Below are 14232 nucleotides of genomic sequence, written 5' to 3'. Positions count from 1 at the left end.
GGAGAACGAAGATAGGTTCTTCTCCGTGCAGGTTGGTATAACGCGCGCGGTTGCCCCCATATCTTCGCGCAGCCGCGCGTCGTTGGTCAGGCGCGGCCGACCACGCTCTCCGGCAGGTCCTTGCCGAACACGCGCTGGTAATATTCCGCCACCTGCGCCCGCTCGGCCTCGTCGCACTTGTTGAGGAACGACAGGCGGAAGGCGAAACCGATATCGCCGAAGATCAGCGCGTTCTGCGCCCAGGTGATCACGGTGCGCGGGCTCATCACCGTCGAGATGTCGCCGTTGATGAAGCCGCGGCGGGTCAGCTCGGCGACGCGGACCATGTTCTCCACCGTCTCCTTGCCGCCCGGCTTGTCATATTCGCCGGACTTGGCGAGCACGATCCGCGCCTCGGTGGCGGCGGGCAGATAGTTGAGCGTGACGACGATGTTCCAGCGGTCCATCTGGCCCTGGTTGATCTGCTGGGTGCCGTGATAGAGGCCGCTGGTGTCGCCCAGCCCCACCGTGTTGGCGGTGGCGAACAGGCGGAACCACGGGCTCGGGCGGATCACCCGGTTCTGGTCGAGCAGGGTCAGCTTGCCCTCGGTCTCCAGCACGCGCTGGATCACGAACATCACGTCCGGGCGACCCGCGTCATATTCGTCGAAGACGAGCGCGGTCGGGGTCTGCAGCGCCCAGGGCAGCAGGCCTTCGCGGAATTCGGTGATCTGCTGGCCGTCCTTGAGCACGATCGCGTCGCGGCCGATCAGGTCGATGCGGCTGATATGCGCGTCGAGGTTGATGCGGATGCACGGCCAGTTGAGCCGCGCCGCCACCTGCTCGATATGGCTCGACTTGCCGGTGCCGTGATAGCCCTGGATCATCACGCGGCGATTGTGCGCGAAGCCTGCCAGCACCGCGAGCGTGGTGTCCGGATCGAACACATAGGCGGGGTCCAGATCGGGCACGCGCTCGTCCGCCTCGCTGAACGCGGGGACTTCCATGTCGATGTCGATCCCGAACAGGTCGCGCACCTTCACCATCTTGTCGGGCGCGTCGAGGATCGTTGAGTCCCGGCTGTCGGGCAGGGTGTTGGGGATGTCGGCCATATCAAATCCTTCAGTCGCACCGGACCTAGTGGCTTGTTTGCCGCACTGCAACCGCATGTCCGAAGGGGAGGGCTCAGGCGCCGATCTTGGGCGGCAGCAGGAACAGGGTGGCGAAGTCCGCGGCGCGAGCCAGATCCCCTTCGACAGCGAACCTCCCCTCGGCGAGTGCCAGGGGCAGCGGCATGACTCCGAACAGCACCGGCAGAAAGTCGTTGGGCTCGCCGACGAACACCGCCTCGACATCGGCAAGCGTGCCCCGGTCGATCGCCAGCGCACCATCGTGGACGGTGACGCGATAGGTCTCCTCGCCCAGCCGAAAGCCGATACGGCCCGCCCAGCCCGCCGCCTTGTCCGGCAGCAGCAGCATCCGCAGCGCCAGCATCAGCGAGACGCGCGAAAAGGGAAGCGAGGGATCGTGGCGCGGCGAGCGCAGCGCCCAGCGGCCCATCGCCATCACCACCGGCTCGGCCTCGTACCCCCAGGGGGTGAGCGCATAGACCTGCACGCTGGCCGGCGGCGGCAGCTTCTCGCGCACGACGATCCCGTCGGCCTCCAGCCCCTGCAGCCGCTGGGTGAGCACATTGGCGCTGAGCCCAGGCAGCCCGGCGCGGATCTCACCGAAGCGGCGGGGACCGAGCAGGAGTTCGCGAATGATCAGCAGCGCCCAGCGCTCGCCGACGAACTCCAGGGCGAGGGCGGTGCCGCAGGCATCGTCGTAGCGGCGTTTGGGTGTGGTTATATTTTCTAACTTCACGGTTGTTTTTTAGGATCAGACACGGCACGAATCAAGCAGGGCGCGACTCGAACGCCGTGCCGAAGGGGAGAGACAGCGATGCCGAACAGCGTGTTCGTGAACCTGCCGGTGGCAGATGTGCCGCGGGCGACTGCCTTCTACGAAGCGATCGGCTGCACCAAGAACCCGCAGTTCAGTGGTCCCACGGCGAGCGCGATGGTGCTGTCGGAAACGCTCACCTTCATGCTGCTCCACCGCGACTTCTTCCAGACCTTCACCCCGCGCGCCGTGGCCGATGCGACCGCCACGACCGAGGTACTGATCGCGCTGCCGCTCGTCGATCGGGCCGCGGTCGACGCGCTGGTGGAGAAGGCCGTCGCCGCCGGCGGGACAGGCGACATTCGGCCGGTGCAGGACATGGGCTTCATGTACGGCCGCACCTTCACCGATCCCGACGGCCATATCTTCGAGCCGTTCCACATGGACATGGCCGCCGCTACCGAAGCGATGGCGCAGGCGGAGCCCGCCTGAGCCATGGCACAGAAGATCGTCCCCTGCCTGTGGTTCGACGGCGCCGCCGAGGAAGCCGCGCACTTCTACACGGCGCTGCTGCCGGACAGCCGGATCGACAAGGTGGTGCGCGCGCCTGCGGCCTCTTCGGCCGGAGAGGCGGGCGCGGTGCTGGTCGTCGAGTTCACGTTGGCGGGCATGCGGTACATTGCGCTCAACGCCGGGCCGCAGGCGCGGTTCAACGACGCCGTGTCGTTCCAGATTCACACCGAGGATCAGGCCGAAACCGATCGGCTGTGGGAGGCGATTACCGCCGATGGCGGCGCCGAGCGCGACTGCAGCTGGTGCGAGGACCGCTGGGGCCTGCGCTGGCAGATCGTGCCCCGCCGCCTGACCGAGCTGATGGCCGATCCCGATCGAGACCGCGCAGCGCGTGCGATGCAGGCGATGATGACGATGCGCAAGATCGACATCGCCGCCTTGGAGGCGGCCGTCGAACCCGCTTGAGCCGAAGAGGAGACCGACCATGTCGTTCCAGGCCTATCTCGACAACATCCAGGCCAAGACCGGCCGCAGCCCCGACGATTTCCGGGAATATGCCGCCGAGAAGGGTTGGGCGGACTCCGCCGGCCTGCGCGCCGGGGTGAAGGCCGGCGCAATCGTCGCCGATCTCAAGGAACAGTTCGGGCTGGGCCACGGCCACGCGATGGCGATCGTCGCGCTGCTCAAGGGCGACAAGCGCGAAGGCGACGCCTGAACGGAAGGGAGTGCGACCATGGCCTATCTCGACGGATATGTGATCCCGGTCCCCGAGTCGAAGAAGGAAGAATATCGTGCGCTGTCGGAAGTGACGGCGGCGCTGTTCCTCAAATTCGGCGCGACGCGGGTGATGGAGACCTGGAGCGAAGACGTGCCGCACGGCACCGCCACCGACTTTTACCGCGCGACGCTGGCCGAGGAGGGCGAGGCGGTGGTCTTCGCCTGGGTGCTGTGGCCGGACAAGCCGACACGCGACGCCGGCTGGGGCAAGCTGATGGAAGCGCCCGAGATGCAGGGGCGGACGATGCCGTTCGACGGCAAGCGCATGTTCTGGGGCGGCTTCGAGCCGATCGTCGATCGCGGCGAGGGTTGAACACAGGGGAGAGCGACGTGACCAATCGGCAGGGCGAATGCATCTGGTACGAACTCATGACGCGCGATGCGGACAAGGCCGCCGCCTTTTACGGTGCGGTGGTCGGCTGGCAGGTCGGTGCGCCGCCGCCCGGCGGGCCCGACTACCGGATGATCGTCGCGTCCGACGGCAATGCGGGCGGCATGCTGCAGCTCGATGATGCGATGTGCTCGGCCGGAGCACGCCCGGGCTGGCTTGCCTATTTCGGCGTCGACGATGTCGATGCGAGCGTGGCGGGCATCGTTGCCGAAGGCGGCAAGGTGCTGGTGCCCGCCTGGGATGCGGCCGGGGTGGGCCGGATCGCGATGGTCACCGATCCGCAGGGCGTGCCCTTCTACGTGATGCGCGGCGCGACCGAGGGGGCGACCAGCACCGTCTACCAAAGGCATGGCCTCGGCCATGTCGCCTGGAACGAGCTGCATGCCCCGGATGCCGAGGCGGCGCTGGGCTTCTACCATCGCCAGTTCGGCCTCACCCGGATGGGCGGCATGCCGATGGGCGAGCTGGGCGAATATAGCTTCATTGGCCATGACGGCGGTGAGCCGATCGGCGCGATCATGCGCCGTATGCCGGAGGGGCCGACGGGCTGGGGCTTCTACGTCCGCGTGGACGATGTCGACGCGGCCAAGGGCCGGATCGAGGCGGCCGGGGGCACGGTGATCAACGGGCCGATGGACGTGCCCGGGGGCGAGCGCATCGTCCAGGGGCTCGATCCCGACGGGGCGCTGTTCGGGCTGGTCAGCGGGGGCAGCGCGTAACGGCTGCGCGCTGTTTCCAGGATGTGGCGGACGACGCCGTCGAGATTGTGGAGCAGGGCGTCTGCGGGGATCCGGAGCGTGGTGATGTCGTTCGCGGCGAGCCAGGCGTCGCGGCGGGCATCGTGTTCGGGCTGGTCGCCATGGGCGTGGCCGGCGCCGTCCAGTTCGATCGCGAGGCGGGCGCGGGCGCAGTAGAAGTCGAGGACATAGGGGCCGATTCCGTGCTGGCGGCGGAAGTGGAGACCTTCGGGGTCACCGCGGAGGTGGCGCCAGAGGCGGCGCTCGGCGGGGGACATCTCGCGGCGGAGCTTGCGGGCGAGGCTCCGGGCATGCGGGGTTCCACCAAGGCGCATTTGGGCGACTCCCTGCCGTTTGGGTCGGGAGGAGGATGCCGCACTTTACGGAACGAATAAAGAACAAAATTCGCCGGAGGCCCCCTCCACCACCGCCTTCGGCGGCGGTCCCCCTCCCCCGCTTCGCGGGAGAGGAAACGGCTAGGGGGGCTGCCGAAGAAAGCGTTTCCTCCACCGCGACAGCGGGGGAGGGGGACCGCGCCGCGCCAGCGGCGTGGTGGAGGGGGGCCTCCTCGCGTCCCCCAAAATCAAGCGAAGGCCGCCGACCCCTTCAACTGCTGATACGCCGTGATCACCCGCTGCAGCCGCGCCTCATGGCTGCGGTCGCCACCATTGCGATCGGGATGATATTTCCGCACCAGTTCCGAATAGCGCTTGCGCAGCGCCGTGCGATCGGAGTCGATCTCCAGCTCGAGCACCTTCAGCGCATCGCGATCCGCGCCCGAGAGCGGCCGCCCGTCCTTACGCTCGCCGCGATCCTTCATCCGATCCCGGAAGCGCGCGCCGATCGCATCCAGCGGGTCGGCGAAATCGGCCCAGCGCGGCGGCACGTCGGGGTTGGCGCTGAACGCCCGCGTCTCGCGCTCCCAGCCGGCGATCGGGCGCTGCGCCTCGTGGATCTCGTCGGGGCTCATGCCGGCGAAGAAATTGTAGCCCGAATTGAACGCGCGGACATGGTCGAGGCACAGCCAGCGGAACGGCGGCGGCCCGTCGAAGCCGCTGCGCGCGCCTTCCAGCGGCGGCGCGCGGAATTCGCCGGCGGCGGTGCAGCCCGGCTCTGCGCACACTCTCCCCTCCGCCTCCACGCGACCGTGGAAACGGGCATTCGGACGATCCTTTTTCGGCGGACGGCTAGCCACGCGACTCCCTCGAGCAAACCGCCTATATAGGCGCGATGACCGACCTCGCCACCGGCCCTCTGGCCGATCTGATCGCCGATCGCCTGCGCACCGCGCTCGCCCCGTCGCACCTCCATGTCAGCAACGACAGCGCCCAGCATCGCGGGCATCTGGGCGATGACGGCACCGGCGAAAGCCACTTCACCGTCACCATCGAAAGCCCTGCCTTCGCCGGGCTCAACCGCGTCGCCCGCCAGCGCAAGGTGAACCACGCGCTCGCCGACCTGCTCGCCACCCGCATCCACGCGCTGGCGATCAAGGCGACCGCACCGGGCGAATGAGCACGCGTATCGCACGCCCGGCGGCGCGGATCCTGCTGCTCGACGGCGCAGGGCGGGTGCTGCTGTTCCGCTTCGATCCCAGCGACCGGCCGCCCTTCTGGTGTACGCCGGGCGGCGCGGTCGATCCGGGGGAGAGCTATGAAGACGCCGCGCGGCGCGAGCTTTGGGAAGAGACCGGCATCCGGGCCGATCCCGGGCCGGAGGTGGCCCAGCGGGTCGTGGAATTCGTGACGATCGAGGGTGTGCCGGTCTGGGCGGACGAGCGCTATTTCCTGGTGCGCAGCGAGGTCGAGGCGATCGAGACCGGCGGCCATACCGCGCTGGAGCAGCGGGTGATGCGCGGCTGGCGCTGGTTCACCCGGGACGAGATCGCCGCGCATGACGAGCCGGTGTTCCCGGAGGATCTGCTGGAAATGCTGGTGGAGTTGGCGGGGTAGCGCCTTCTTCTATTCTCCCCTCCCGCTTGCGGGAGGGGCGGGGGGAGGGTGTGTGCTGGAAGCGAAGGCCGTGGGTGAAGAAGGAGGGCTGCTCCGCTTCAGCCTCTTTGCAGCGGATCGCCTGCTACCCCCACTCACCCTCCCCTAACCCCTCCCGCAAGCGGGAGGGGGACTTAGAAGAAGCGAGAGGGGGATTTACAGGCTCACTCCCGCCCGAGCAGCACGCGCGCTTGCCCCGCGATCTGTGCGAGCATCGCCGCGTTCGGCACCGCCGCTTGCCGCGCACGCCGCACCAATGCGCTGAACTGGTCGACGCGGGCGCGGTGCTCGGCGAGCCATGCGTCCACCGCCGCCTGCGGATCCTGCCCGTCGACGCGGGCGAGGAACTCCAGCCGCAGTTGCTGGAAATCGCGGGCGAGGCCGGCGATCAGCAGGCGTTCCCACACGTCGCCGGTGGTGATCCGCGCCGCGGTCGCCTGGGCCCAGTCGAGGCCGAGCGCCTGGCCGAGCGACGTGAAGGCGCGGGTCAGCACCAGCTCGTCGATGCCGCGCCGCTGGCCGAGATCGGCAAGGCCGATGCCGCCATCCTGCTCGAAGATGTGCACAACCCGGTCGACCAGCTCGCGCGGTGCACCGGCGGCAGTGAGCCGGCTACACAGCCGTTCGGACTGGGCGCGAACCTCTTCCAGCATCAGCCCCTTGACCTCGCGGCCGAGCGACTCGATGCCCGGCTTGAGGCGCGCGATGACTTCCGCCGGGCTGGCGCCCGGGCGGGTGACGCGCAGCAGATCGGCGATCTGCCCGCGCACCGCCACCGCCAGCTCGTCGAGCAGCGCGACGCGGGCGCCTTCGCTGATCTCCGCCGTTTCCACCGCTTCCCACAGCGCCGGCAGCCCCAGCAGCTGTTCGGCGACGACGAACATCGCAGCGATGTCGCGCATCGCGGCGCCTTCTTCTTCCGCCAGCTCGAACGGGTGGAGCACGCCGAGGCGGTTGACGACACGATTGGCGAGCTTGGTGGCGACGATTTCGTTGCGCAGGCGGTGCTCGTCGATCGCCTTGCCGAAGCGCTCCTGCATCGCCTTGGGGAAGGCAGCGTGGAGATCGCCGACCAGCGCCGGATCGTGGCCGAGCTCGCCCTGCTCGATCGCGTCCTGCAGCGCCAGTTTGGCCGAGGCGAGCAGCACGGCGAGTTCGGGCCGGGTCAGCCCGCGGCCCTCCTGCGCGCGGCGCAGCAGGTCTTCGTTCGAGCCCAGGCCTTCGACGGTTCGGTCGAGGCGCCCCTTGGCCTCGAGGATCTCGATCACCCGCACATAGCTGGGCAGATCCAGCGCGCCGTCATTCTCCATGAACGACAGCGCCAGCGTCTGCAGGCGGTTGTCCTCCAGCACCAGATGCGCGACGTCGTCGGTCATCGAGGCGAGCAGTGCGTTGCGGTCCTCGAACGCCAGGCGGCCCTCGATCATCTCGCGGTTGAGCGCGATCTTGATGTTGACCTCGTTATCCGAGCAGTCGACGCCGGCCGAATTGTCGATGAAGTCGGTGTTGAGCCGGCCGCCGTTCCGTGCGAAGGCGATGCGCGCGGCCTGGGTGACGCCGAGATTGGCGCCTTCGCCCACCACTTGCGCCCTCACCTGCTCGGCATTGATGCGGATGCGGTCGTTGGCGGGATCGCCCACCTCGCCATTGCTCTCGCTTGCCGCCTTCAGATAGGTGCCGATGCCGCCGAACCACAGCAGCCCGACGCGCGCCTTGAGGATCGCGATCATCAGCCCGTTCGGATCGATGCTGTCGACATCGAGATCGAGCAGCGCCTTGACTTGGCGGCTCAGCGGGATCGACTTCTCGCTGCGCGGGAACACGCCGCCGCCTTCCGAAATCAGCTTGGGGTTATAGTCCGCCCAGCTCGAACGCGGCAGCGCGAACATGCGGGCGCGCTCTTCCCAGCTCTTCGCCGGATCCGGATTGGGATCGAGGAAGATGTGGCGATGGTCGAACGCGGCGACCAGCTTGATCGCCTTGGACAGCAGCATGCCGTTGCCGAACACGTCACCCGACATGTCGCCCACGCCCGCCACGGTCACCGGCTCGGACTGGATGTCGGTGCCCATTTCGAGGAAGTGGCGACGGACTGAGACCCAGGCGCCCTTGGCGGTGATGCCCATCGCCTTGTGGTCATAGCCGACGCTGCCGCCCGAGGCGAAGGCATCGCCCAGCCAGAAGTCGCGCTCGATCGCCAGCGCATTGGCGACGTCGGAGAAGGTTGCCGTACCCTTGTCCGCCGCGACGACGAAATAGGGGTCGTTGCCGTCGAGGACGGTCACGCCCTGCGGATGCACGACCTCGCCCGAGACGATGTTGTCGGTGATCGAGAGCAGCGCACGGATGAAGATGCGGTAGCTCTCGGTGCCCTCGGCCAGCCAGGCGTCGCGATCCACGGCGGGCGAGGGGAGATGCTTCGGATAGAAGCCGCCCTTGGCGCCGGTCGGCACGATCACCGCGTTCTTCACGCGCTGCGCCTTCATCAGGCCCAGGATCTCGGTGCGGAAATCGTCGCGGCGATCGGACCAGCGCAGGCCGCCGCGGGCGACCGGGCCGGCGCGCAGGTGGATGCCCTCGACGCGCGGGCTATACACCCAGATCTCGCGCCAGGGGAGCGGGGCGGGGAGGCCCGGCACCTTGGCCGAATCGAGCTTGAACGCCAGCGCCTCGGCACCCGCGGGCGCGAACGCATTGGTGCGCAGCGTCGCCAGCACCACGCCCTTGAACAGGCGCAGGATGCGATCATCGTCGATTGCGCTGACCTGGCCGAGGCCGAGGTCGATGGCGCGCTCGGCCTCCTCGATCGCTTCGGTATCGCCGCCGTGCGCCGGATCGTGCGCGGCTTCGAACCGCTCGACCAGCGCGGTGGCGACCACCGGCGCGCGGCGCAGCGCGTCGACCACGGTGCCGAGCCCGTAGAGCATGCCGGTCTGGCGCAGATAGCGGAACCAGGCGCGCAGCAGCACCACCGCCGAGGGGCTGAGGCCCGCCTCGACGATCAGCCGGTTGAACAGGTCGTTCTCGGCGCGGCCTTCCAGCACCGCGGCCACCGCCGCCTCGACGGTCGCCGGGTCCGCGTCCAGCATCTCGCTGCGCGTCGCCGGCTCGACCTTGAAGTCATGGATGAAGGCGCCGTTGGTCAGCTCGGTCGGCACTTCCTCGAGCACGCGGAAGCCGAAATTCTCGAACGCGGGCACGGCATCGGACAGCGCCAGCGCGCCGCCCAGGCGGTACAGCTTGATCCGGTATTTGCCCGGCTCGCCCTTGAGCGGCACGATCCGCACCGAGCGGTCATGCTCGTCCTCGAGCCCGCCGATCCGCACCATGTCCTGCGCGGCTTCCTCGGGCGTGTGGGTGAGGCGGTAGACGTCCGGAAAGGCATTGGCGAGGCGCAGCGACAGCCGGGCGGCACCGCTGCCGGCGATCTCGCTGAGGCAGGCCTCCACCGCCGGCGCCCAGCCGCGCACCATGCGGGCGATCCGCATGTCGAGCTCGGCTTCGTCCGGCATCGTCGTGTCGCCGCGCAGGTCGAGCGTGTAGCGCAACTGGGCGAGCACGCCGTCCTCGAGCGCGATCGACCAGTTGATCATCTTCGCGTGCGCCGCCTCGACCAGCATGGAGCCGATCGTCTCGCGGTGCCCAGCGGCAACCTGCTCGCGCGGCAGCCAGACAAAGGCGAACAGATGGCGGCCCAGCGTGGAGCGCACCAGCACCAGCTTCGAGCGCGGGCGGTCCGCCACCGACATCGCGGTGAGCACCAGGCTCTCCAGCGCTTCGAGGTCGAAGGCGGTGGTGAGGTCGTGCGGCAGGCCGGTGAGGGCATGCGTCATCGCCTTGCCGGTATGGCCCGAGGGATCGAAGCCGAACTTCGATTCGAGCATCTCCAGCCGGTTGCGCAGCATCGGCACCATCGAGGGCGGCGTGTTGAGCGCCTGGCTGGTCCACAGCCCATAATGAATCGACAGGCCAGTAACGTCCTGGCCGGTCATCAGCGGCGTCACGACGATGTCGAGCGGCACCCGGCGATGGACGGTTGAGGTGGCGTTAGACTTGAGCAGCAGCGGGATCTCGCCGCCCATCTCGAAATAATCGACCGCGAGCTTGCGCGAAGTATCGGCCAGCAGCGGCACTTCATGGGTGTAGCGGGCCAGGCCGATCTGGTCGCTGCTCTCGCCGCCGACCGACCATTTCTCGTGGCCGAGCAGCGTCATCGCATCGTCGGCGAACCAGCGCAGCAGCGCCTCGCCCTCGCGCGATGGCACGCGTGCACCGTCGATCGACAGCGCCTGTTGCAGCGGCCGCCAATCCGAGACGACGTCGCGGACATGTTCGAGCACGCGCTCGATCTCGCTGGTCAGCGCGCGGCGGGTGCGGGCGTCGGCGCGTTCCATCTCGATGTAGATCATCGACTCGGGCTGCGAGTCCTTGGCCTTCTCGCCGATGTCGGTCACCACGCCCTGGGCATCGCGCTCCACCGGCAGGATCGGGTGGATGATGCGGAAGATGCCGAGGTCGAACGCGGCGATCGCGCCGGCGATCGAATCGACCAGGAACGGCATGTCGTCGTTGATCACGGCGAGCCGCATCTTGCGGCTGGCATCGTCCTGATAGGTTTCGAGATTGAGCCGCACGGTCTGCGGCGGGCGTTCCGCCGCCGTTTCCGCGACGAACCGCGCCACTTCCGTGCGCTCGGCCTCGTCCAGTCCTTCCAGCTCTCCGGGTAGCGCGCCTTCGAAGATCCGGTCTTCAAAGGCCTGCATGATCTTTTTTTCGAGGTTCTTCATGGTTGCGGCTATGCTCCCCGCCGAAAGGCACCTCAAGTCTGGAAAAACCGGGAGGAAAGGCGCAGAAGCGCCGTTCGCCGTCCGGTGACTCGGGTAATGGCTCAGGCCGCAGCGCGGCGCACGGCGCGATCGGTGAGGGCTGCGTCGTCTTCCACCCGCGCGATGATGTCGAGCCCCTGGTCGCCGGCGCGGGCGAGCAGCAGCACGAATTCCGAGTCGCCGGCCGCCATCGGCACGCGTGCAAGCGTCGGGCGCTGGCGCAGCGTTTCGGCGGCCCGTGCCAGCGCTGCCGGGCGGCGTTCGTTCGAAAGGCTGGTGCGCAGTTCGCGCTCGGCCTTCACCACGCCCTTGATGCCGCCCGGGGTGATCTCGAGAAAGGCGTCCAGTCCGCCATCGGGCACCGCCAGCCGCTTGGCATGGGTCAGCACGGCGGCGAATTCGGCGAGCCGGGTCTTGTCGTACTCGGCGCCGAAGACGAGCTTGACCACCGGCGTCATCGGCGCCCGCGCCTGGGCGGCGATCTCCGCCTCGGCGAGCAGCGCGGCATAGCTTGCCGCATCCTTCTCGGCGGCGATCGCGAAGCTGTAGGCGCGATCGAGCGCGCGATAGAGGGTCGCCCGGCTGCGCAGATCCGAAGCGCGCACCGCGGCGGCCGATTCGCGGGCGAGCAGCAGCTGGTCGGCGAGCGGCGACGCGAAGTCGGGCTGCGGCAGATCGGCGCGGGCGAGCGGGTCGAAGCCGGCGCTCGGGCCGTCCGCCCATACCGACTGGGCGGGGGCGGGCTGCGGTGCCGCGCGCCGCGACGCCTCGATCTCGGCGTCGAGCTTGGCCTGGGTGTCGGCGTCGACGACTTCCTTCCAGTTGATCACGCCATAGATGAAGTCGATCTTGTCCGGGTGCGCGGCGAATGGCATCAGGATGCCGCGGTAGAACATCTGGTGTCCGCGCTGGCCGACGAACTCGGCCTCGAAGCCGATCGGCGCGCGGTTGGCGATGATCTGGAGATAATGGTCGGTCAGGCGCGAGAGCAGCGACCGGCTCGGCACTTCGCCCACTTGCGCGATCGGCCCCTCGATGCCGCACTCCTCGCGCAGCGCGGCGCCGAGATAGCGGATGGCGGGATCCTCGATGCCGGCGCTGAAATCGAGCAGCACGCTGTTCGGCCCGAAATCGGCGATGTTCTCGGGGTCGAGATCGTGGATCGAGGGATAGGGGCGGCCGCGCAGCAGCGAGACCCAGTGATTGTAGGCGCGCACCTGCATGCGCCGTTCGTCGTTGCCGAACGCGGCGGGGCGTTCGTCGATCGCCTCGTCGGGTGCATTCGCCGGCTCCGAATCGGCCGGAGAAGGAATGCCGCGCGCCATGTTCATGCCGGTGCTCCACTGCGGGCCAGGCCCGAAACGCTGATCCGGGGCCTTGTGCAGGGTCCATGGTAAATGGTGGGTAAAGGCGGGGGCCGGGAAATGCCGGAGGCGGTGCGTGGGAAGAAAGTTGGCGGCAGCGCCAAGCAGGCGCTTGCCAGCACGCCAGGCGGCTGGTAAGCGCGCCCTCCTCCGGGCAAGCCAGCGCCCGGCACCGGGCGCCGCTTTAGCTCAGCTGGTAGAGCATCGCATTCGTAATGCGGGGGTCACAGGTTCGAGTCCTGTAAGCGGCACCAGTACATCTAGAGAACATCGCTAGAAAACCGCAGAAAACTGCGATAAAATGGGCCTAACGCGGTCCCATATTTTCTCATTATGTTCCGCTGTGGCCCACTCAAAAGGGGCCACGAATCATGGGGCCACGAACGCTTCAGGAGCCGTGGCCCCATGCTTACCGTGGTCCAGATTCGAGCGCTTCAGCCGGCACCCCGGCCCTTCAAGGTTTTCGACTCGGACGGGCTCTATCTGCTCGTTCAACCCAGCGGCGCCCTGCTCTGGCGGTTCCGCTATCGCTGCTGCGGGATCGAGCGGAAGCTGTCGCTCGGCAGCTTCCCCGACGTATCGCTCCAGCAGGCTCGGAGGGCGCGGGACTTGGCGAAGGCCGAACTCGACGACGGCATCGATCCCGTCGAGGAGAAGCGGCAGAAGCGCCTCCAAGCGGAATTGGCGGTGAAGACCACCTTCGAGGTCGTCGCGACGGAGTACATCGAAAAGATGGAGCGGGAGGGGAAGTCGGCGGCCACCCTCAAGAAGGCGCGCTGGTTTCTGGAACTGCTAGCGGGCATAGCCCGGCGGCCGATCGCGGCGATAACCCCGCACGAGTTGCTCGACGTGCTGAAGCGGGTCGAGCGCCGAGGGCATCATGAAACGGCGGTGCGGCTGCGCTCCTTTGCGGGCCGCGTGTTCCGCTATGGCTTCGCAACGCTACGCACCGAAAAGAACCCGGCGGACATTCTCCGGGGGGCGCTGACCGTACCTCGTGTGAAGCACCACGCCGCGATCGTTGAACCGAAGAAGGTGGGCGAACTACTTCGCGCGATCGAAGACTATCAGGGTCGCCCGGAGACGCTGTATGCACTGCGGATCGCGCCGCATGTGTTCCTGCGACCGGGCGAGCTCCGGCAGGCTAAGTGGAGCGAGATCGACTTCGCCGAGAAGGTCTGGCGCGTGCCTGCGGAGCGCATGAAGATGAAGCAGCCGCATGCTGTGCCACTTTCCCGGCAGGTGCTGTATCTGCTCCAGGATCTGCGGTCGCTTGCGCGATCCAGCGAGTTCCTTTTCCCCGCGCTGCATACGACGTTGCGTCCGATCTCCGACAACACGCTGAATGTCGCACTTCGGCGCCTGGGCTTCGAGCATGACGAAATGACCAGCCACGGCTTCCGCGCCATGGCGAGTACGCTGCTTAATGAATCTGGCCTCTGGCATCCTGATGCCATTGAACGTGCATTGGCGCACGGCGAAAGGGATCGCGTCCGGGCAGCGTACCACCGGGGCGCCCACTGGGATGAGCGGGTCCGCATGGCGCAGTGGTGGTCTGACTACCTTGACCAGCTTCGCGTTGGCGGTGCGGTGATCAAGGCGAAATTCCGAAAGCGCGGGTAGAGTTGGCCTATTCGCCTGCGGTTGCAGGAATCGAGCGCATCATAATGCGCACATCAAAACAAGTACTTACCGCGCTGCAGCAAAAACGGGGCCCCAGGGGTCAGGCCCCACTCCCCTTTTCGTAAATCGGGTTCGAAGCAAAAACGT

Annotated in this window: 13 protein-coding genes, 1 tRNA gene and 1 pseudogene; 9 read left to right on the top strand and 6 right to left on the bottom strand. The window is 67.8% G+C overall.

Annotated features, from left to right (window positions below; translation table 11 throughout):
* Positions 1 to 86 precede the first annotated feature (86 nt).
* Positions 87 to 1091, bottom strand: a complete 1005-nt coding sequence (gene cobS / locus SAZ01S_RS22255) for a cobaltochelatase subunit CobS (protein WP_084584531.1) — start codon at positions 1089 to 1091, stop codon at positions 87 to 89.
* A 73-nt stretch (positions 1092 to 1164) separates the two neighbouring features.
* Positions 1165 to 1845, bottom strand: a complete 681-nt coding sequence (locus tag SAZ01S_RS22250; protein WP_084584530.1) for a winged helix-turn-helix transcriptional regulator — start codon at positions 1843 to 1845, stop codon at positions 1165 to 1167.
* Positions 1846 to 1923: 78 nt separating this feature from the next.
* On the opposite strand from SAZ01S_RS22250, the gene SAZ01S_RS22245 reads away from it, so the two are divergent.
* From SAZ01S_RS22245 to SAZ01S_RS22225, 5 genes are read left to right on the top strand one after another with little or no spacing between them, the layout of a single operon-like run.
* A complete protein-coding gene (locus SAZ01S_RS22245; RefSeq protein ID WP_084584529.1) occupies positions 1924 to 2355 on the top strand; it encodes a VOC family protein in 432 nt (143 codons plus the stop codon).
* Positions 2356 to 2358: 3 nt separating this feature from the next.
* A complete protein-coding gene (locus tag SAZ01S_RS22240; protein WP_084584528.1) occupies positions 2359 to 2841 on the top strand; it encodes a VOC family protein in 483 nt (160 codons plus the stop codon).
* 19 nt (positions 2842 to 2860) lie between these two features.
* Positions 2861 to 3091 (top strand): DUF4287 domain-containing protein, encoded by a 231-nt coding sequence (locus SAZ01S_RS22235; protein ID WP_084584527.1) that lies wholly within the window; start codon positions 2861 to 2863, stop codon positions 3089 to 3091.
* A gap of 18 nt (positions 3092 to 3109) precedes the next feature.
* Entirely contained in the window at positions 3110 to 3466 is a 357-nt protein-coding gene (locus SAZ01S_RS22230) for a DUF1428 domain-containing protein (RefSeq protein WP_084584526.1), read from the top strand.
* A 17-nt stretch (positions 3467 to 3483) separates the two neighbouring features.
* Positions 3484 to 4263 (top strand): VOC family protein, encoded by a 780-nt coding sequence (locus SAZ01S_RS22225; RefSeq protein ID WP_084584525.1) that lies wholly within the window; start codon positions 3484 to 3486, stop codon positions 4261 to 4263.
* Between the two features lie 71 nt (positions 4264 to 4334).
* On the opposite strand, the pseudogene SAZ01S_RS22220 reads toward SAZ01S_RS22225, so the two are convergent.
* Positions 4335 to 4559 (bottom strand): annotated as a pseudogene (locus tag SAZ01S_RS22220) (endonuclease domain-containing protein); the annotation flags it as partial.
* Between the two features lie 305 nt (positions 4560 to 4864).
* Complete coding sequence (locus SAZ01S_RS22215; RefSeq protein WP_084584524.1) at positions 4865 to 5476, bottom strand: J domain-containing protein; 612 nt, start codon at positions 5474 to 5476, stop codon at positions 4865 to 4867.
* 35 nt (positions 5477 to 5511) lie between these two features.
* Between SAZ01S_RS22215 and SAZ01S_RS22210 the strand changes: the two genes are divergently transcribed.
* Together SAZ01S_RS22210 and SAZ01S_RS22205 are read left to right on the top strand one after the other, a co-directional pair.
* Positions 5512 to 5796, top strand: coding sequence for a BolA family protein (locus SAZ01S_RS22210; RefSeq protein WP_084584523.1), 285 nt, complete (start codon positions 5512 to 5514; stop codon positions 5794 to 5796).
* The gene (locus SAZ01S_RS22205) at positions 5793 to 6233 is read left to right on the top strand and encodes an NUDIX hydrolase (protein WP_084584522.1); all 441 of its coding nucleotides are present in this window, start codon (positions 5793 to 5795) and stop codon (positions 6231 to 6233) included. Before SAZ01S_RS22210 ends, SAZ01S_RS22205 begins: the two co-directional genes overlap by 4 nt.
* A 203-nt stretch (positions 6234 to 6436) precedes the next feature.
* On the opposite strand, the gene SAZ01S_RS22200 is transcribed toward SAZ01S_RS22205, so the two are convergent.
* Both SAZ01S_RS22200 and SAZ01S_RS22195 read right to left on the bottom strand, forming a co-directional pair.
* Entirely contained in the window at positions 6437 to 11059 is a 4623-nt protein-coding gene (locus SAZ01S_RS22200; protein WP_084584521.1) for an NAD-glutamate dehydrogenase, read from the bottom strand.
* 101 nt (positions 11060 to 11160) lie between these two features.
* Positions 11161 to 12429, bottom strand: coding sequence for a PAS domain-containing protein (locus SAZ01S_RS22195; RefSeq protein ID WP_084584520.1), 1269 nt, complete (start codon positions 12427 to 12429; stop codon positions 11161 to 11163).
* A 211-nt stretch (positions 12430 to 12640) separates the two neighbouring features.
* Here SAZ01S_RS22195 and SAZ01S_RS22190 point away from each other — a divergent pair.
* Positions 12641 to 12716, top strand: a tRNA-Thr gene (locus tag SAZ01S_RS22190).
* A 151-nt stretch (positions 12717 to 12867) separates the two neighbouring features.
* Positions 12868 to 14085: a tyrosine-type recombinase/integrase gene (locus SAZ01S_RS22185; RefSeq protein ID WP_084584519.1), complete on the top strand. Its 1218-nt coding sequence runs from the start codon at positions 12868 to 12870 to the stop codon at positions 14083 to 14085.
* Positions 14086 to 14232: the final 147 nt, after the last annotated feature.

It is taken from the genome of Sphingomonas azotifigens NBRC 15497 (assembly GCF_002091475.1).
Taxonomy (GTDB): Bacteria; Pseudomonadota; Alphaproteobacteria; order Sphingomonadales; family Sphingomonadaceae; genus Sphingomonas; species Sphingomonas azotifigens.
The sequence above is the reverse complement of the archived record's forward strand: the minus strand, read 5'-3'. Positions and strand labels throughout refer to the sequence as shown.

What these genes read in the sequence shown, in the direction of transcription:
- cobS (WP_084584531.1), bottom strand. Translation starts at nt 1,091, where the DNA reads ATGGCCGACATCCCCAACACCCTGCCCGACAGCCGGGACTCAACGATC.
- SAZ01S_RS22205 (WP_084584522.1), top strand. Translation starts at nt 5,793, where the DNA reads ATGAGCACGCGTATCGCACGCCCGGCGGCGCGGATCCTGCTGCTCGAC.
- SAZ01S_RS22195 (WP_084584520.1), bottom strand. Translation starts at nt 12,429, where the DNA reads ATGAACATGGCGCGCGGCATTCCTTCTCCGGCCGATTCGGAGCCGGCG.
- SAZ01S_RS22235 (WP_084584527.1), top strand. Translation starts at nt 2,861, where the DNA reads ATGTCGTTCCAGGCCTATCTCGACAACATCCAGGCCAAGACCGGCCGC.
- SAZ01S_RS22245 (WP_084584529.1), top strand. Translation starts at nt 1,924, where the DNA reads ATGCCGAACAGCGTGTTCGTGAACCTGCCGGTGGCAGATGTGCCGCGG.
- SAZ01S_RS22230 (WP_084584526.1), top strand. Translation starts at nt 3,110, where the DNA reads ATGGCCTATCTCGACGGATATGTGATCCCGGTCCCCGAGTCGAAGAAG.
- SAZ01S_RS22240 (WP_084584528.1), top strand. Translation starts at nt 2,359, where the DNA reads ATGGCACAGAAGATCGTCCCCTGCCTGTGGTTCGACGGCGCCGCCGAG.
- SAZ01S_RS22185 (WP_084584519.1), top strand. Translation starts at nt 12,868, where the DNA reads ATGCTTACCGTGGTCCAGATTCGAGCGCTTCAGCCGGCACCCCGGCCC.
- SAZ01S_RS22210 (WP_084584523.1), top strand. Translation starts at nt 5,512, where the DNA reads ATGACCGACCTCGCCACCGGCCCTCTGGCCGATCTGATCGCCGATCGC.
- SAZ01S_RS22200 (WP_084584521.1), bottom strand. Translation starts at nt 11,059, where the DNA reads ATGAAGAACCTCGAAAAAAAGATCATGCAGGCCTTTGAAGACCGGATC.